The organism is Actinoplanes sp. NPDC020271 (genome assembly GCF_044388125.1).
In the GTDB taxonomy this organism is placed as follows: domain Bacteria; phylum Actinomycetota; class Actinomycetes; order Mycobacteriales; family Micromonosporaceae; genus Actinoplanes.
The window spans coordinates 116,837-133,846 of record NZ_JBIRWQ010000009.1 but is presented as its reverse complement, the minus strand read 5'-3'; the positions used below and the strand labels follow the sequence as shown (position 1 = coordinate 133,846).

Genomic DNA, 17,010 nt, shown 5'->3' with positions numbered 1-17,010 from the left:
CCCGGTCGCAGCCGGGAACCGGGTAGTTCCTACACTCGGCGCATGACCGGGCGATTCCTGCGCGACATCGCGGTCTCCCCCGGCTTCGACGCGAAGGTCTACCCCTTCGACCTCCCGGTGGTCAAAGGGCTGGTCGCGGCGGGCCGACTCGACATCGGCCCCGGAGTGACGTTCCTGGCCGGGGACAACGGCTCCGGAAAATCCACGCTGATCGAGGCCATCGCGGTCGCGGCCGGATTCAACGCCGAAGGCGGCAGCCGAAACTTCCAGTTCGCCACGAAGGCCACCGAGTCGTCGCTCGGCACTCACCTGACGGTCGGGCGGGTGGCCGGGCGGCGCGAACGATCGAACTTCTTCTTCCGCGCAGAATCGTTCTACAACGTGATCACCGAGATCGACCGGCTCGGCGTCGGGGCCGGATACGGCGGTCGCAGCCTGCACCACCGTTCCCACGGCGAATCGTTCCTCGACCTGATCGAGCGACGATTCCACCCGCACGGCCTCTATCTGCTGGACGAGCCCGAGGCCGCCCTGTCCCCGCGCGGACTGCTGATCACCCTGGCCCGATTGCACGCGCTGACCCAGGCGGGTTCGCAGATGCTGATCGCGACGCATTCGCCCATCCTGCTGGCGTTGCCCGGGGCGACGATCCTGCAGATCAGCGACGACGGCCGGTTGCGGCAGGTCGACTACGAGGAGGCCGACGCCGTGCGGGTGACCCGCGACTTCCTCGACGCGCCGGAACGCACCCTGCGCCATCTGCTGGCCGATTAGCTCGTCGGTCAACCAGCCCGGCCGGGCTCGGGGCCCGCTCCGTGCACTGATGTGCCGCAGGAACGCGCGCTGCGCCCCGCCGCCACCCGGGCCCGGCGCGGCAGCCCGGCCGCCGCCGCCGATCCGTGGCTTCGGCGCTTGTGGCTCCGCCGGCAGGATGCCTTGGCCGATTCCTGATCGCCACGGCTCCAGAGGTTCGCGGCCCGGCCCATGTCCGCCGGTGCCGGTCCACCGGCCGGGTTCGGCGAGATGATCCCGGTCGGTGATGCCCAGCAGACGGCGGGATCGGCTCAGCTCGTCGCGGGCTCCGGCGCCCACCCGCAGCGAGATCAGGCACCTCCGCTCGGCCGGCGCGATGGTCGCCGAGGCAGCGGCGAAGACTTCGTCGTCGGGATGCGCGTGGATCACGAGGACACGGTCGCCTGCATCACCATGAACCGTGGGCTAGGCGAATTGTGACGCGGGCCGGCGGGACGGAGCGATCTCCTCGGTGTTCTCCGACTGACTCACGGTGCGGGCATCCGCCGTCATCCCCGTGCCACCCGCCCACACCCGGGTGTCGATCGGCCGCCCCGGGTGCTCGTCCCGGCCGTCGCCGAGGGCCACGGTGGTACCGCTGAAGGTGGTGTCCCAGGCCGTGACGGGCGTGGCCCACGACGTCTCCTCGATCTCCGCCGTCGTCCGGTCCCACACCGACGTGTGGAAGGTGCCGGAGCGGTGGGCGGCGGGCATCGCGGTGGCCGGCGTGGCGAGCAGGCCGGTCATCGCCAGCCCCGTAGCGGCGGCGATCAGGACGCAGAGTGAACGCTGGCGCATCGTGCGCTCCCTTCGAGAACCGGTGTCGGGCTCTACTCTGGGTCCGGGTCCTGTGCGGCTGCTGTGCCGGCCCCTAAAGGTTTCCTGTGTGCAGCAGACCAGCCGTGACCAGGCGCAAGTCCGCATCAGGAAGACCACCGGGCTTGCGAACGGCATACTCCCCGTCACACACGAGCACGCTGTCGTCGCCCACCCACCGGACCGGACTGGCCAGCATCCGACGGGCCGCCTCCGCCGCCGCGCCCGGATCGGCGTCACCGACCGTGAGCAGCGCCTCGGCGACCAGGTCGACCGCCTCGGGCGGCGTGCCGGTGTCACCGAGCGCCGGCAACGCCAGCAGCACGCGCCGCGGGGTGGTCGCCAGCCGCCGGAACTCGGCCCAGCACAGCCCCGGCCCGTACCCGTGCCCTTCGCGGGCCGCGACCGAGATCGCCCGGCCGGGGACGAGGACCACGTAGTCGTCGCCGCCCTCCAGATCATGCCCGTGCCAGATGATCTGCGCGAACCGATCGCCGATCGGGATGACCGGCCAGTGCCCCGACGCCCGGATCTCCTCGTCGAGAGCGTGCACGTCAGCGTCCGGGAACAGAGCGGCGATCAGGTCCGGCTCGGCGCACCCGTCGAAGGTCGCCGCCCAGAAGTCGTGCCGGTCCAGCAGCCAGGAGCCGTCGGTCAGCACCTCCGCGGTCACGCCGTCGTAGCGGCCCACGTAGTCGATCGCCTGCGCCTCGGTCAGCATCCGCCCGAGTTTAGGCCGCCGGTCGTGACCTCGACAGCTGATCTTGGAGAGTAGGGTGCCGCCCGTGACATCCGGGAACCGCCCGCTGTTCCGCCTGCACCACACCGAGGCGGGGCCGGTCGTCGACGTTCCGCTGATCGGCGCGACCTCACGGCGATGCCGGATGCCGGATCAGAACATCGGGGCCGACGGCCGTACCGGGGAAGTCAATCTTCGGGCGGAACGCCCGAACCCGGGAAGCAACCGTTCGGTGACCATGCGACCCGCGGCCAGCTGCATCCCGTAGCGGCGCCGGCGTTCGGCGAGAACAGTCGCGAGGAAGTAGTACGGCGTGGTGCCGGCCGGCGGTGGCGGCGTCACCCGCGCGCCGACCTCGGCCGCCAGCATCCGCTCGAGCTGCCCGCGCCGCGGCTCGGTGAGCTCCGGCGCCCGGGACACGAACTGCCGGACCTGCGCGGCGAGGTCGTCGTCGACCGCGGACAGGTCGGTGACGGCGGCCCAGGCGGCGAGCGCGGGCGGCAGCGCCGGCACGAACCGGAACGGCGCCGGGCGCTTCTCGTGCACGACGAGCGTGCCCGCGGCCAGGTCACCGAGGCGCCGGCCCTTCGACGAGGAGAGCATCACGCCGAGCGTGACGACCCAGGTCAGGAACGGCAGCAGCAGCCCCGGCCACTCGACCGCCAGCCCGATCAGCGCGCGGGTGAACGCGTGCCGCACCCGGATCGGCCCGCCGTCCTCCCGGATCACCCGCAGGCCCATCGCCGACTTGCCCGGGCTGCGCCCGTTCGTCCGGGTCTCGACGAAGGTCGGGAAGCCGAGCAGCACGAGCACGACCACGATCCGGAGCACGGCCGAGACCAGTGCGTCGTCGACCATGCTGTCCGGCAGCGCCGCCAGCAGCAGCCCGGCGAACAGCATCAGGCCCCCGGCGACCATGGCCTGGACGATGATGTCGATGCCCAGCGCGATCGCCCGCGAACCCAGTCGGGCCGGGCGCAGGTCGACAGCGACCGCCTCGGCGGTGACCAGATCAGCGGCGTTCACCCGCACAGTGAACACCACCGGGACCGAGCCGCGCGCACCGCGTCCACTACTCTGTGCGGGCAACGACCGGCGGGGGCAGAACGATGATGGATCTCGACGCGTATCTCGCGGAGCGCGGCGGCGAGTGGCGCCGCCTGGAGGTGCTGGCGAGCCGCCCGAAACTGGACGATCCGGTCGAGGTCGACGAGCTCGTGGTCCTCTACCAGCGGGCGGCCACGCATCTGTCGGTGCTGCGCAGCCGCAACCCCGACCCGGTGATGCTCGCCGACCTGTCCCGCCTGGTCCTGGCCGGTCGGGCGGCGGTCACCCGCAGCAGCGGCGGTTTCTCGTTGCGGCCGCTCGCCGACTTCTTCGCGTACCGGCTGCCCGGCGCCCTCTACCGCACCCGCCGCTGGTGGGGCACCCTGGCGGTGCTGCTGGTCGCGGCCACCGCGGTGCTCATCTGGTACATGGCGAGCCACCCGGACGTGCTCGGGCTCTTCGTCGACGACGCCGACATCGACGACATCGCCGAGCGGTCGTTCGTCAGCTATTACAGCGAGTTCCAGTCGCAGAACTTCGCCCTGCAGGTGTGGACGAACAACGCCCTGCTCACCGCCCAGTGCCTGGCCGCCGGGGTGCTCATCCTGCCGGTGTTCTACCTGCTCTGGTCGAACATGCTGAACACCGCGGTGATCGGCGGCGTCATGGTCAGCCGCGACGCCGGCAGCACCTTCCTGACATACCTGGCGCCGCACGGCCTGCTGGAGATCACCTGCCTGTTCGTCGGCGCCGGCGTCGGCCTGCGCATCGGCTGGGCCTGGATCGCGCCGGGTCCGCTGCTGACCCGCCAGCAGTCCCTGGTCGCCTGGGTCCGCGAGGGCATGGTCGTCGCCGTCGGGCTGGTCCCCACGCTGGCCGTCGCCGGCTGCCTGGAGGGGTTCGTCACCCCGTCCGCCCTGCCGGCCCCCGCCCGCATCGCGATCGGCGCCGCCGTCTGGCTCGCCTTCCTCGCCTACGCGCTGCTCTGGGGCCGCGAAGCCGACCTCCGCCGCCCCACCGGCCCCGAGTCCAGCGACCTCCCCACCGCCTGACCCGAGATCAACCCCATTTCCCGGTACGTCGTGAGCCCCACCCACGTCAGCAGCCCACACGGCCCGCCCTCCCGGCTGGTTCGCACCGTGGTCATCCGGGCCGCGCAACCACGGTGAGAACCAGCTTGGAGCCGGCCGGGCGGCCACAGCCTCGACCCGGGACGACGTCGCGTCGTGAGTTCCGCGCGGTCCGCGGCCACGGCCTGGGCCCGCGCCTTCGCGGTCTCCGTAACGCGCGGCGGGCACCCCGAGAGCGGGTGTCAGAGGCGGCCGGTGGCTTTCAGCAGCAGGTAGACGTCGGCGACCTTGCCGGCGAACGTGTCGGCGTCGGCGTCCACCACCGTTGCGCCGGAACGGTCGAGGACGTCCCGGACCCGGTCGCGCTCGAAGAGGACCCGCTCGGCGGCGGCCGCGGTGTGCACGTCGGCTGCCGACGGCTTCGACGGCAGGGCGGCCAGGCGAGCGACAGCGGGGTCGCGGACACCGGCGACGATCACCTTGTGGCGCGCCGCGAGCCGCGGGAGGACCGGGAGCAGGCCTTCGATCATCGGGGCGGTGTCGAGCGCGGTGAAGACGACGACCAGGGCCCGTTTGCGGTCGCGGCGCAGCAACTCCCGGGCCAGCAGCGAGAAGTCCGTCTCGACCAGGGCCGGTTCCAGGGACGCCATCGCGTCGATCAGCCGTGGCAGCTGCACCCGGTGACCGCCGCCTTCGACCCGGGCGCGGACCGACCCGTCCAGCGCGATCAGATCGACCTTGTCGTCGGCGCGCGCGGCCAGCACCGAGAGCAGCAGCGCGGCGTCGATCGAGGCGTCGAGCCGCGGCGCGTCACCGACCCGGACCGCGGACGTACGCCCGGTGTCCAGCACGCAGTAGACCCGTCGGTCCCGTTCCGGCCGCCAGGTCCGCACGACCACGTCGTGGTGCCGTGCGCTGGCCCGCCAGTCGATGGACCGCACGTCGTCGCCGATCACGTACTCCCGGAGCACGTCGAACTCGGTCCCGTGCCCGCGCCCGCGGGTGACCACGGTCCCGTCGAGCACCCGGATCCGGGCGAGTTTCTCGGGCAGGATCCGCCGGGACGGGAAGCGCGGCAGCACCCGCAGTGTCCACGGCGGCGTGACCTTCTCGTTCCACGACTTGCGGCGCTGCCGGTACGCGAAGCCGAACGGCCCCATCGACCGCAACGTCACCCGGACGGCGGGCCGGTCTCCCTGCCGGGTCGGCACGAGGGTCGTCGTCACCTCGTGCGACGTGCCCGGTTCGAGCGCGAAGGCGTGGTGCAGCGGCCCGGCCCCGGCGGACGGCACCCAGCTGTCGCGCAGGCTCAGGCGGACGTGCCGATCGGAGGTGTTGGTGACCGTCAGAGTGGCGGTGGCGCTGTTGCCGAGCCAGACCGTCCGGTCCCCGTCGCGGCGCAGTTCGAGGCCGTCGAGCGGCCCGGCGAACAGCAGGTCGAGCAGCGCCAGCAGAACGGCGAGCCCGAGGACCGCGCCGGCCGCCGGCCAGGGTGCGGGCAGCAGCGCCGGCAGGGGCAGGCCGAGCAGGAGCAGGACGGCGAAACGCCTGGTGATCATCAGCGCGGCGCCGGCACCGTCGTCAGGACCGTGGCCAGCACCGACTCGACGGTCACGCCGTCCAGTTCGGCGTCGGCGCGCAACCGCACCCGGTGGCGCAGGGTCGGCAGGGTGTAGCCCTTGACGTCGTCCGGGACCACGTAGTCCCGCCCGTTGAGCCAGGCGTGGGCCTTGGACACGGCGAGCAGCGCGGTCGCACCACGCGGCGACGCCCCGAGTTCGAGGGCGGGGGCGACGCGGGTGGCCCGGCAGATGTCCACGATGTAGGCGAGCACCGGGTCGGCGACCTGCACACGCTGCACCGCGGCCCGCCCGGCGAGCAGGTCGGCGGCCGAGGCGACCGCGGTCACGCCGGCCGCTTTCAGGTCGCGCGGGTCGAAGCCGTGGTGGTGGGCGCGCAGCACGTTCAGCTCGGCGTCGCGTTCGGGCAGCGGGACGCTCAACTTGAGCAGGAACCGGTCGAGCTGCGCCTCCGGCAGCGGGTACGTCCCCTCGTACTCGATCGGGTTCTGAGTCGCCGCGACCAGGAAGGGCTGCGGCAGCGGCCGGGGGGTTCCGTCGACGCTGACCTGTCGCTCCTCCATCGCCTCGAGCAGCGCGGCCTGGGTCTTCGGCGGCGTCCGGTTGATCTCGTCGGCGAGCAGCAGGTTGGTGAAGACGGGCCCGGCGCGGAAGTTGAACGCGGCGGTCCGCGAGTCGTAGACCAGCGAGCCGGTGACGTCGCCGGGCATCAGGTCGGGGGTGAACTGGACACGCTTGGTGTCCAGGTCGAGCGCGGCCGACAGGGCCCGGATCAGCAGCGTCTTGGCGACCCCGGGCACGCCCTCGAGGAGCACATGGCCGCCGCAGAGCAGCGCGACGACGACACCGCCGACCACCGCGTCCTGGCCGAGGACGGCCTTGCCCACCTCGGTGCGCAGCCGGCCCAGGGCGAGGCGGGCCTCTTGGGCGTCGGGGCTCACGACGGCATCGGTGGTCACGACTGGTCTCCTTCGAATCCGGTGATCTCGCGTACCAGGTTCTGTACGGCGTTGGCGGCCGAGACCAGCTCGGCGTCGTTCTCGGGGTGGAAATCGGCGAGGATCTCCCGGACGTCGTCCACCTCGTAGCCCGCGGCCTCGGCGATCTGGTCGATCGTCGCACCGGCAGCCAGCCCGAGATGGGCGATCAGTCGTCGCTGCGCGGCGGCCCGCAGGATGTCGAGCGACTCGTCCCGTGCCTGCGCCCGCTGGTAGAGGCGGGCGTGGCCGAGCATCGTCTCGTTGGACGGGACGCGGGACGGCAGCGGCTCCGCGACCGGGGTGCCGAGCCGGCGGGCGGCCGCGATCGCCACCGCCAGCAGCGCCAGCGCGAGCAGGGCGATCGACGCCCAGACGGCGGGCGGGAACGCCTCGGCGAGCGGGTCCGGCTCCGATTCGTCCTGACCGTCGGACCCGGAGCCGGAGCCGGCCGGTGGACGCGCGGTGGACGTCTCCTCCGGCGTCTCGCGAGCCGTCGGCCGGGTGGCCCGCGGCTCGGTCGGCTCGGTCGTCGGCGGGGAGCTGAGCTGCGGCTGAACCTCGCGCTGGTGCACGTCGAGCCAGACCACCCGGGACTTCTGCGCGAGCAGGCCGACGGCGAGGGCGCGGTTGCCGTGCTCGTCGATGCGGTCGTTGCGGAACGGGTCCGGCGCGCCGACCAGGGTGACCGTCGAGCTGCCCCAGCCGAGGCTCTGCACGGCCCCGTCGTAGCAGGTGGCGGCGCCGGCCGGCCCGTACCACCGGCCGCCGACCGCGGCGGTGCCGGCGGCGTGCGCGATCGGGTCGGTGCAGGCCGGTGCGACGACACCGGTCGCCCAGCGCTCGCCGGTGACCTCGACCGGCCAGTTCGTTCTCGCGATCGCCGCCGCGTCCGGGCCGACCACGACGATCCGGGTGCCGCCGGGCAGCGCGCTGGACGCGGTCAGCTGATCCATGTCGGCCAGCTCGGGGGTGGTGATCAGCAGCGTCGCGTCACCGTCGCGCACCGCGGAGAGCGCGGCCTCCGACGACGTCTCGCGGACCACGGTCACGCCGCGCTCGCGCAGTTCACCGGCGAGCACCGAGGACCCGACGCCGGCCTGGCTGACCGGGGACAGGTAGTCGCTGTCGTCCTGGTCGGGCCGCTCGATCGCGTGCACGACCAGCGTTCCGACGATCAGCACGAACAGCGCTGCGAACGGGATCACCACCCGCATCCACCGGCGGTCGCGCTTCACCTTGACGGCGCTGGTCACTCCGTTCCTCCCCGGGGCACCGTGATCGAGGAGCGAACTTCGGCGGTGAGCGTGCGCATGCGGTCGTCGTGCCCCGGGGACGCCGCCCGCCGGCCGTACCAGATCTCCGAGAAGATCGCGGTGGCCCCGCCCAGGGGCGCCCCGACGACCGGGCGGCGGGCCGCGGCGTCGGCGGTGAGCTCCAGCGCGGTGGTGCCCGGCTCCGGCGTGATCACCCCAGCCCGGGTCAGATCAGAAACGGTCTCCCGCAGTCGCTCCCGGATCGCCTCGGCGTAGCGCCCCTCGGCCGCCAGCCGGTCGGCGAGCGACAGCCCCGGCGCCCCCAACGGCTCGGGTGCGGCCTCCGGCTCCGCCGTGACCAGGACCGGCTCCGCCTTCGGCCGGCGTTTCGCTTTCGGCTTGCGGCGCCACCGGGTCAGATGCCAACGGAGCCGCACGCGCGGGAACCGCCACCGTGGCAGCCGCAGGCGCGGGAACGTGAACCGCAGCCGGGGCATCCGCCGTGGCACCCACGCCGGATACCAGTACCAGAGCGCGGCGACCAGACCGGTCAGCGCCAGCAGGATCAGGAGCGTGAGCTGCGGCGACACCACGTCGAAGAGCGACGCCACGAGCTCGTCGTAGAACCTCGTCACATCGCCACCAGCGTCTCCGCCTCGTCCTCGCCGCGGGCCCGGCTGCGGTTCAGCGCGATGTCCAGGCCCTCGGTCCGGATCCGCGCCTCGACCAGCAGCACCGCGTCCAGGCAGGCCAGGGCCGCGTAGGCGACCGTGTTGGCCACCGCCCAGGCGATCGGGACCGCCCAGTCCAGCCAGCTCTCGCCGAGGAAGTTGTAGGCCAGCAGGTCACCGACCGCGATCCAGCCCAGCCCGAGCGCGCCGCGGATGCCCAGCCACGTCAGGTAGCCCAGGATCCGGACCCGCCCGGCCCGCAGCCCACCGCGCGCCGACAGCATCACCGATCGGCCCAGCGCCACGAACGGGTTCCCCGGCCGGTCCAGCGTCAGAACCGGCGTGACCAGCCCGGTCAGCGCATAGAGCACGATCACCCCGGCCAGCCCGAAATAGGCGGCCGGCCACGCCACCGCGGCCAGCAGAATCGCGAACAGCAAAGCCCAGACCATGCGCGTACGCCGGACGACCGCCCCGTGCGAAGCGGGCCGCCCGAGCAGCGCCGGCCCGGCCGCCGCCCCCGCGAACGCCCCGAGCACCGTGATGATCCCCACCTCGGACGCCACCCCGGTCGCCAGGATCTGCCACCACGAACCGAAGTTGAAATGGTCCGGGAAGTAGAACGGCGGGTTCAGCGCGAACGCGGCCGACCGCAGCCGGGTCAGCAGCACCTGCTCGCCCGCCGCCAGCACCGCCGCGACAGCCAGCAACGGCAGCGCACGCTGCCGTAACAGCGCCACCGCGCTGTCCAGTGACTCCCCCGCGGTCGTCGCCCGCCACGGCAGGATCGCCGTGTGCCGGCGCGATCCCGCCGCCTCTCCCCGCATGGCGGGCATCCTAGAAGACCGCTACGACAGCTTTAATCGAGACCCATGCCCACCTCGGCGAACCAGCAGCGGTATTGGGACACCACGGGAGCCGCGAAGACATTCACGCACCCGGTCGATTTCTCCTGGTTGTCCGGTCTCGAGCCCGGCGCCCGGATCCTCGACTACGGCTGCGGGTACGGCCGCGTCACCGCTCAGGCCCGCGAGCACGGCTTCACCGCCGTCGAGGGCGCCGACCCGTCCCCGGCGCTGATCGCCCGGGCCCGCCGTACCCACCCCAGGCTGACGTTCACCGTCCTGGACTCCCCGCCGCGGCTGCCGCACCCGGACGACAGCGTCGACGCGGTCCTGCTGATCGCGGTGCTGACCTGCGTCCCCGACGACGACGCCCAGCGGGGGCTGATCGCGGAACTGGCCCGTGTCCTGCGCCCGGGTGGCCTGCTCCACGTCAGCGACCTGCTCCTGCAGACCGACCCGCGCAACGTGGCCCGATATGAGCGCGACGTCACGGCGTACGGCGAATTCGGGGTCTTCCGGACCGACGACGGTGCCGTCTGCCGCCACCACAGCGCCGCCCACCTCGACGCCCTGCTGGCCGGCGACTTCACCGTCCGCGCCACGCGCACCCTCCCCGTCCCGACCATGAACGCGAATCCGGTCCAGGCCCGGCAGCTCCTGGCTCAACGCACACGCTGACGGACGACCTGCCAGGGCGGGCCCACGAAGTCCGGTGGCAGGGCGTCACGTCCCGGCGCGGGTCGCCGGACGGTCGCGGCCTGGGTAAATGCCGCGACCCGTCCGGCGGCGGTCAGCAGTAGGCGGTTCGTTTCGCCGGACCGCTGAACGAACCCCCGACGCGCTTGGTGATCGTCCGGTGTCCGCGGATCGTGAAGCAGCTGCTGTCGGGCCAGGGGAAGCTCCTCTTCGCCACGGCGTACCTGCCGCTCCCGAGCACCGCCGAACCCACCAGGTGTGGCGCAGGTTACACCGCGCGATAGGCTGCCCCGACTTCGTCACGGGGCGGGAGTGCGATGGAACCACGGCTGATACTGCTCGATCTCGACGGCACACTGCACGAACATGGACGGGCGGTGCCGGGCGCGGCCCGGGCCGTGGTCGAGTTGCGGCGGGCCGGGCACACCGTGCGGGTCTTCACCAACACCGACTCCCAGTCCGAGGCCGGCCTGGTCGAGCGCGTCCGCCGCTCCGGGATCCCGGTCGCCCTGGGCGAGGTGTTCACGCCGGTGGTCGCCGCGAAACGCCTCCTGCCGCCCGGCGCCCGCGTGCTGGCCCTGGCGGACCGGGCCGTCCGCGACGACCTCGGCGGTCATGCCCACCCGGCCGAGGCCACGCACGTGGTGATCGGCGACTGCCGCGAGACCCTCGACTACCGCTCCCTCGACGCCGCTTTCCAGGCGGTACGGGCGGGCGCCGAGTTCCTGGCGCTGCAGCACGGCCGGTATTTCCGCGCCGCCGACGGCGACCACCTCGACACCGGCGCGATCGTCGCCGCGATCGAGTTCGCCACCGGCCGGTCGGCCCGCATCCTCGGCAAGCCCAGCCAGGACTTCCTGCGCCTGGCCGCCCACGACGCGCCCGGCGACCTGTGGGTGGCCGGCGACGACCGCTCCACCGACGTCCTGATGGCCGAGGCGGCCGGCGCCACCTCGGTCCAGGTCCGCACCGGCAAGTACACCGACCAGCAGACCGCCGGCGACCTCCCGGAACCCACCCACGTCATCGACTCGATCGCCGACCTCCCGGCCCTCCTCGCCGAAGCGTGACCGATCAGTCCGGCAGGGCGGCCGTCAGGTCGATCTCGACGAGTTGACCGGTGTAGCCCAGCGACGCCACCCCGACCAGCGTGCTGGCCGTGGTGAACGCGGGCGCCAGCGGTGACGCGTTCAGCCGGGCCCAGACCGCCGACAGTACGCCCGGCTCAGCGCTGACCACGTAGATCACCGACCGCACCACCTGCTCCGGCGCGGCGCCCGCCGCGGCCAGGACGGCCAGGCAGTTCGCGATCACCTGGTCGGTCTGCGCCGCGTGGTCCCCGGGCTCGCCGACCACCCGGCCGGCCAGGTCGAGCGGGCACTGCCCGGCCAGGTGCGCGAGCCGCCCGGCTTCGGAGATCGTCACGTGGCTGTACCCGGCCGTCTCGTGGACCGTCTCCGGGCTGAACTTGGTGATCATCGGTCGAGTGCTCCTGGTTCGAATCGCGGCGGCGGCCAGCCCGGGTCGGGCCGGAAGCCGGTGTGCGTATCGTCGAACGGGAACTCGCCGCTGTCGATCAGTTTTGTCAACCGGTCCGCCTCGTCCTGGATGGCCGCGGCGGCCGCCCGGTCGAAGTAGAGCGGGTGCCCGATGAACTCGGCGAACTCGTCGGTGTCCTTCCACTCCCACTGCCGGTCGGGCGTCGCGACGATGTCGAGCACCAGGTCGGTCGTCTCCACGCCGCCGGGCTGCCGCTCGTAGGGTTTCTCCAGGTTGACGTACCACCCGGAGAACTCGCCGGCCGTGAAGAACCACCACACCGAGTACCCGGCGGCGGGCGGCATCAGGATCAGCACGCTGTTCCCCTGCCAGGTGTGCAGCTTCAGCGTGGGGTCCTGCATCCGGTCGGGGCTGATGTCGTGCGTGGTCCGCCCGTCCACGTCGACCATCCGGGCGAACTCCCCGCCCTCGGGCGCCCACAGCAGTAGCCCCGCGTCGTCGTCCTGGATCACCCGCATCGGCTGCGCCCACGTCCGCCACGGTCCCCGCCGGTACCGCCGGACCACGATCTGCCCCGTCTCGAATCGCATCGCCGCAGATTACTGGGCCGGCGTGTGCCCTTCCCGCGAGCCCCGAGCCGGGACACTCCAGCTCGCCAGCAGGCGCAGACCGTCGTGGGTGGAACTGCCTGCCGGCGCGGTGTAGGTGACGAGCATCTGATCGGGTTCGCGGGGAGCGTCAACGTCTCATAACCCAGGCAGAGCTCGCCGACCAGGGGGTGACGAATCACCTTGAGCCCGGCGGTCTTCTCCTTGACCTGCCGCGCCGCCCACATCCGGGCGAAGTCCGGGCTGGCCGCCCGCAACTCCGCCACCATCGCGGTCAGCAGCGGGTCGCCCGGATACCGACCGGCGTCGAGCTGCAGGAACGCGACGGTCTCGGCGGCGACCGCCTCCCACTGCGGATAGAACACACGCGCCGCCGGGTCGAGGAACGCCTGCCGGGCCACGTTGCGGCGGCCGACCGGCCACGCGGCGAAACCGTTCACCGCGTCGCCCAGCGCGTTCCACGCCAGCACGTCCATCCGCCGGCCGAGAACGAACGCCGGCACGGTCTCCATCATGTCCAGCAGCGTCTGCACGCCGGGGCGGACCACCTGCAGCGCACAGCCGGTGTCGCGGGGGCGGCGGGCCAGGTTGGACAGATGCTCCCGCTCGGTCCGGTCGAGGGCGAGCACCCGGGCGACCGCGTCCAGCACCGCGTCGGACACGTTCCGCGTGCGGCCCTGCTCCAGGCGGATGTAGTAGTCCGGGCTGACGCCGGCCAGCTGGGCCAGTTCCTCCCGCCGCAAGCCCGGCACGCGTCGCCGGCCGAGGGCGGGCAGCCCCACGTCCTGCGGCCGGATCGCGGCCCGCCTGGCCCGCAGGAAGGCGCCGATGTCGGCCTCGGGAACGTTCATGCGGCCATTCTGCCTCGCCGCCCGCGCCTCATCCTGGTCCTGCCGGACCTGGTTTCGACACGCACCTGCCTACCGCTTCGGAACCGGGCCAGGCTCGTCGGCATGAACAGCTACGACCTGCGCCACCGCACCGCCGTCATCACCGGGGCCGCCAGCGGCATGGGCGCCGCCACCGCGGAACTGCTCGCCGCCTCCGGCGCCCGGGTCGTCCTGCTCTCCCGCCGCCGCGACCGGCTCGACGAGCTCGCCGCGAAGATCCGGGCCGCGGACGGGTCGGCGCTAGCGCTGGCGGTCGACGTGACCGATCCTGATCAGGTCACGGCTGCCGCGGCCGAGGCACCGGACGCCGACCTGGTGATCAACGCGGCCGGGGTGATGCTGCCCAACCCGATCGCCGAGGGACGCGCCGACGAGTGGGCTCGGATGATCGACACGAACCTGACCGGCGCCCTGCACGTGATCCGCGCGTTCCTTCCCGGCCTGCGGGCCGCCGCCGCCGACGGGCGCCCGTCCGACCTGGTCAACGTGTCGTCGATCGGCGCGCACGTGCCGTTCCCGGCCTACGCGGTCTACTCGGCGACCAAGGCCGCGCTGACGCAGCTGTCCACGTCGTTGCGGACCGAGCTGGGCGCGGAAATGGTGCGGGTGACCAACATCGAGCCGGGGCTGACCGATACGGAACTGGGCGACCACATCGACAACGCGGAACTCGCCGGCCAGTTGGGTGGCATGTTCCGGGTTCTGCCGGCGCTGCGCGCCGAGGACATCGCCGACCTCATCGCGTACGTCGTGAGCCGCCCCCGCCACGTTAACCTGCGTCAGCTGATCGCCCTGCCGACACCGCAGGCCTGAGTCAGCGGCACCCGGCGAGCAGGGTGTCGCTGAGCTCGCACTGGTAGGGCGCACTCTCCGGGCTCACTTCCAGCCGGTTCGTCAGGTAGACCATGACCAGGTCACGGTCCGGGTCGGCCCAGCCCAGGCACGCGTTGGAGCCGTTGTGGCCGAACGCGCGCCGGCTGCTGAGCCGGCCCATCGGCCGCGGGCGGTCCGGGTCGTTCTCGTTGCCGCCCAGCTGGAATCCCTCCGACCAGCGGATCCGGTTGCCCAGCACCTGGTCGACCTCGCCGCTGGTGGAGGGCGTGCACGCGGCGGTCACCGCATCGGCCGAGAGCAGCCCGGTGCCGAGCAGCGCCTGGTAGAAAACGGCCAGGTCGCGGGCGGTGCTGCTGACCGTGGCGGCCGGGATGACGGCGGCCCGGGCGACGCCGAGGTTGGCCGCCCACTGCAGGGTCCGCGGGCCGCCGCGGGGCGCGTGGCGCATCGGGACCCGGCGCGGCGGCGCGCTCAGGTGGGTGTCGTGCAGGCCCAAGGGCCGCAGGATCAGGCTGTCGAGGACGTCGCGCAGGGGCATCCCGGTGACCCGCTGGACCAGCTCGCCGAGCAGGAATCCGTAGCTGAGGGTGTGGTAGGCGGGGTGCTGCCCGGGCGCGTGGTGGGGGCGGGCGGCGGCCAGGGCGCGCACTGATCGGTTCCAGTCAGGAGCGATCAGCGCGTCCCGGTAGATGCTCTTCACGTAAGGCAGCCCGGACCGGTGTTGCAGCACCTGCCGTACCGTAATCGCCTGTTTTTGACGGGACTCGAACTCCGGCCAGTACTCGGCGACGGGCGCGTCGAGCGACAACAGTCCCCGCTCGGCGAGCTGGTGCACGAGCGTCGCGACCAAGGGTTTCCCGGCCGAGAAAAGTAGAAAGGGCACGTCGCGTGGCACTCCGAAGGACCAGTCGAGCACGACCTGACCGTGCCGCATGACCACGAGCTGGGCCGCCGCGCCGCGCGCCGCCACCATCCGGATCATCGTCGGCACCGCGCGCGGTGTGATGCCCAGCTCCTCGGCGGGGAGTTCATCCCACGTACGCCGGAAATCTGCTTCGATCGTCACGCTGCCTCCCACGCCGGGGGCCGGCGATCGCCGGAGCGCGTGCGTCGCACAACGCGTGAACCCGACAACCCGAAGAACCTTTCCGGCACGCGCAAGACAGGTTAACGGGTTTCGAACTCGTCGATGCCACCGGACTCGGTCCGGGGTGGGGTAGGGTGTCCTTCGTGAACACCGGACCGGCTCTGAGCCATGCACGGATCGGCGATCCGGTGGATCGCTGACCCCCGCTCGTTCGGCGCGCGGGCCTCCTCGTCCGAGGCAGACCCCGCCCCTTCCGAACGATCCGAGAGGTCACGATCTTGCCCGCCACGTTCAATCACACCATCATCGCCGCCAAGGACCGCAACGAGTCCGCTGCGCTCTACCGCGAGCTGCTGGAGGCGGCCGACGCCCCGTCGTGGGGCCTGTTCACCAACCTTCAGCTCGGTGACGGCGTGCTGCTGCAGTTCGCCGAGCCACCGGTCGAGATCCAGATGCAGCACTACGCGTTCCTGCTCGACGACGAACTGTTCGACCGGGCCTACACACGGCTGCAGAGTCGTGGGATCGTGCACTGGGCGGACCCGCAGATGCGCCGCCCCGGCGAGATCAACCACGAGCACGGTGGCCGCGGCGTCTACTTCAAGGATCCCGCCGGTCACGCTGTCGAACTGATCACCCGGCCGTACGTGTGACGGCCGCGCCGGGGAGAGCGGCAACGCCCTCCCCGGCGCGCTGTCCGCCCCCGCTCGGAGTCGAGGTCTCGATGCGCATCACGGTGCTCGGCGGTTGCGGTGCGTGGCCCGTGCCGGGTCAGGCGTGCAGCGGATTCCTGGTCGAGAAGGACGGCTTCCGCCTGGTCGTCGATCTGGGGTACGCGACGATGCCCCGGCTGCCCGACGTGGACGTCGACGCCGTGATCGTCACCCACGGCCACCCGGACCACTGCGCCGACCTGAACCCACTGCTGCGTGCCCGGGTGCTGCGGGAGCGTCCGGCCCCGCAGCTGCCGGTGTTCGCCCCGCACGAAGCCCTCGACGCCGTCCTCGCCCTGGACCGGCCCGGGATCCTCGACAACGGCCTGATGCTGTGCGAGTTCACGCCCGGCGACCGTTTCGAGGCGGGACCGTTCCGGGTGGAGACCGCCCTGCTGCCGCACTGGGTGCCGAACGCCGGCCTGCGGCTGACCGCGAACGGTCAGGTCCTCGCCTACACCGGGGACAGTGGACCGAGCCCGGACGTGGCCCGGCTGGCCCGCGACGCGGACGTGTTCCTGGCCGAGGCGTCGCATCTTGACGACGTACCGGATGAGGCTCGGGGCTTTCTTTCCAGCGCGACGATCGCGGGCGCCGAGGCGACGCAGGCCGCGGCCGGGCATCTGGTTCTCACGCACCTTCTCGCGACGACGTCGCCGGCCGCGGCGGTCGACGCGGCGCGCAGCCGGTTCCGGGGTGAGGTGACCGCCGCACGGTCCGGCCTGGTCCTGCGTCTCTGAGAGCTGACCATCGCACGGTCCGGCCCCGCCCTGCGCCCCTGAGAGCTGACCGCCGCACGGTCCGGCCCCGCCCTGCGCCCCTGAGAGCTGACCGCCGCACGGTCCGGCCCCGCCCTGCGCCCCTGAGAGCTGACCGCCGCACGGTCCGG

At 72.6% G+C, this 17,010-nt stretch carries 20 protein-coding genes; 8 read left to right on the top strand and 12 right to left on the bottom strand.

Features of this window, described 5'->3' with window-relative positions:
• Positions 1-42: 42 nt before the first annotated feature.
• Both ACH442_RS21470 and ACH442_RS21465 read left to right on the top strand, forming a co-directional pair.
• On the top strand, positions 43-774 hold the full coding sequence (locus tag ACH442_RS21470; protein ID WP_396339831.1) for an AAA family ATPase: 732 nt from the start codon (positions 43-45) through the stop codon (positions 772-774).
• Between the two features lie 210 nt (positions 775-984).
• Positions 985-1,233, top strand: coding sequence for a hypothetical protein (locus ACH442_RS21465; RefSeq protein ID WP_396339830.1), 249 nt, complete (start codon positions 985-987; stop codon positions 1,231-1,233).
• Here ACH442_RS21465 and ACH442_RS21460 read toward each other — a convergent pair.
• The 3 genes from ACH442_RS21460 to ACH442_RS21450 form a co-directional block, all read right to left on the bottom strand.
• A complete protein-coding gene (locus ACH442_RS21460) occupies positions 1,219-1,590 on the bottom strand; it encodes a hypothetical protein (RefSeq protein ID WP_396339829.1) in 372 nt (123 codons plus the stop codon). The two genes, ACH442_RS21465 and ACH442_RS21460, sit on opposite strands and share 15 nt — an antisense overlap.
• Before the next feature lie 73 nt (positions 1,591-1,663).
• Positions 1,664-2,329, bottom strand: a complete 666-nt coding sequence (locus tag ACH442_RS21455; protein WP_396339828.1) for a hypothetical protein — start codon at positions 2,327-2,329, stop codon at positions 1,664-1,666.
• Positions 2,330-2,500: 171 nt separating this feature from the next.
• A complete protein-coding gene (locus ACH442_RS21450) occupies positions 2,501-3,373 on the bottom strand; it encodes an RDD family protein (RefSeq protein ID WP_396339827.1) in 873 nt (290 codons plus the stop codon).
• An 83-nt stretch (positions 3,374-3,456) separates the two neighbouring features.
• Between ACH442_RS21450 and ACH442_RS21445 the strand changes: the two genes are divergently transcribed.
• Complete coding sequence (locus ACH442_RS21445) at positions 3,457-4,446, top strand: stage II sporulation protein M (RefSeq protein ID WP_396339826.1); 990 nt, start codon at positions 3,457-3,459, stop codon at positions 4,444-4,446.
• A 260-nt stretch (positions 4,447-4,706) separates the two neighbouring features.
• Here ACH442_RS21445 and ACH442_RS21440 read toward each other — a convergent pair whose 3' ends face one another.
• From ACH442_RS21440 to ACH442_RS21420, 5 genes are read right to left on the bottom strand one after another with little or no spacing between them, the layout of a single operon-like run.
• Positions 4,707-6,023 (bottom strand): DUF58 domain-containing protein, encoded by a 1,317-nt coding sequence (locus ACH442_RS21440; RefSeq protein WP_396339825.1) that lies wholly within the window; start codon positions 6,021-6,023, stop codon positions 4,707-4,709.
• Complete coding sequence (locus tag ACH442_RS21435; protein WP_396339824.1) at positions 6,023-7,003, bottom strand: AAA family ATPase; 981 nt, start codon at positions 7,001-7,003, stop codon at positions 6,023-6,025. The genes ACH442_RS21440 and ACH442_RS21435 overlap by 1 nt, the downstream gene beginning before the upstream one ends.
• Positions 7,000-8,277, bottom strand: coding sequence for a DUF4350 domain-containing protein (locus ACH442_RS21430; protein ID WP_396339823.1), 1,278 nt, complete (start codon positions 8,275-8,277; stop codon positions 7,000-7,002). Before ACH442_RS21430 ends, ACH442_RS21435 begins: the two co-directional genes overlap by 4 nt.
• The gene (locus ACH442_RS21425; RefSeq protein WP_396339822.1) at positions 8,274-8,912 is read right to left on the bottom strand and encodes a DUF4129 domain-containing protein; all 639 of its coding nucleotides are present in this window, start codon (positions 8,910-8,912) and stop codon (positions 8,274-8,276) included. Before ACH442_RS21425 ends, ACH442_RS21430 begins: the two co-directional genes overlap by 4 nt.
• The gene (locus ACH442_RS21420; protein WP_396339821.1) at positions 8,909-9,775 is read right to left on the bottom strand and encodes a hypothetical protein; all 867 of its coding nucleotides are present in this window, start codon (positions 9,773-9,775) and stop codon (positions 8,909-8,911) included. The genes ACH442_RS21425 and ACH442_RS21420 overlap by 4 nt, the downstream gene beginning before the upstream one ends.
• 45 nt (positions 9,776-9,820) lie before the next feature.
• On the opposite strand from ACH442_RS21420, the gene ACH442_RS21415 reads away from it, so the two are divergent.
• Together ACH442_RS21415 and ACH442_RS21410 are read left to right on the top strand one after the other, a co-directional pair.
• Positions 9,821-10,471 (top strand): class I SAM-dependent methyltransferase, encoded by a 651-nt coding sequence (locus ACH442_RS21415; RefSeq protein WP_396339820.1) that lies wholly within the window; start codon positions 9,821-9,823, stop codon positions 10,469-10,471.
• 335 nt (positions 10,472-10,806) lie between these two features.
• Positions 10,807-11,559 (top strand): HAD-IIA family hydrolase, encoded by a 753-nt coding sequence (locus ACH442_RS21410; protein WP_396339819.1) that lies wholly within the window; start codon positions 10,807-10,809, stop codon positions 11,557-11,559.
• A 4-nt stretch (positions 11,560-11,563) separates the two neighbouring features.
• On the opposite strand, the gene ACH442_RS21405 is transcribed toward ACH442_RS21410, so the two are convergent.
• From ACH442_RS21405 to ACH442_RS21395, 3 genes are read right to left on the bottom strand one after another with little or no spacing between them, the layout of a single operon-like run.
• Entirely contained in the window at positions 11,564-11,968 is a 405-nt protein-coding gene (locus ACH442_RS21405; protein WP_396339818.1) for a RidA family protein, read from the bottom strand.
• The gene (locus ACH442_RS21400; RefSeq protein ID WP_396339817.1) at positions 11,965-12,579 is read right to left on the bottom strand and encodes a DUF402 domain-containing protein; all 615 of its coding nucleotides are present in this window, start codon (positions 12,577-12,579) and stop codon (positions 11,965-11,967) included. The genes ACH442_RS21405 and ACH442_RS21400 overlap by 4 nt, the downstream gene beginning before the upstream one ends.
• Complete coding sequence (locus ACH442_RS21395; RefSeq protein WP_396339816.1) at positions 12,498-13,448, bottom strand: helix-turn-helix transcriptional regulator; 951 nt, start codon at positions 13,446-13,448, stop codon at positions 12,498-12,500. The genes ACH442_RS21400 and ACH442_RS21395 overlap by 82 nt, the downstream gene beginning before the upstream one ends.
• Before the next feature lie 102 nt (positions 13,449-13,550).
• Here ACH442_RS21395 and ACH442_RS21390 point away from each other — a divergent pair, with 102 nt between their 5' ends.
• On the top strand, positions 13,551-14,300 hold the full coding sequence (locus ACH442_RS21390) for an SDR family oxidoreductase (protein ID WP_396339815.1): 750 nt from the start codon (positions 13,551-13,553) through the stop codon (positions 14,298-14,300).
• Position 14,301: 1 nt separating this feature from the next.
• On the opposite strand, the gene ACH442_RS21385 is transcribed toward ACH442_RS21390, so the two are convergent.
• Positions 14,302-15,387, bottom strand: a complete 1,086-nt coding sequence (locus tag ACH442_RS21385; protein ID WP_396339814.1) for a serine hydrolase domain-containing protein — start codon at positions 15,385-15,387, stop codon at positions 14,302-14,304.
• A 299-nt stretch (positions 15,388-15,686) separates the two neighbouring features.
• On the opposite strand from ACH442_RS21385, the gene ACH442_RS21380 reads away from it, so the two are divergent.
• Together ACH442_RS21380 and ACH442_RS21375 are read left to right on the top strand one after the other, a co-directional pair.
• The gene (locus tag ACH442_RS21380; RefSeq protein WP_396339813.1) at positions 15,687-16,061 is read left to right on the top strand and encodes a VOC family protein; all 375 of its coding nucleotides are present in this window, start codon (positions 15,687-15,689) and stop codon (positions 16,059-16,061) included.
• A gap of 71 nt (positions 16,062-16,132) precedes the next feature.
• Entirely contained in the window at positions 16,133-16,861 is a 729-nt protein-coding gene (locus ACH442_RS21375; protein WP_396339812.1) for an MBL fold metallo-hydrolase, read from the top strand.
• The last annotated feature ends 149 nt before the right edge of the window (positions 16,862-17,010 follow it).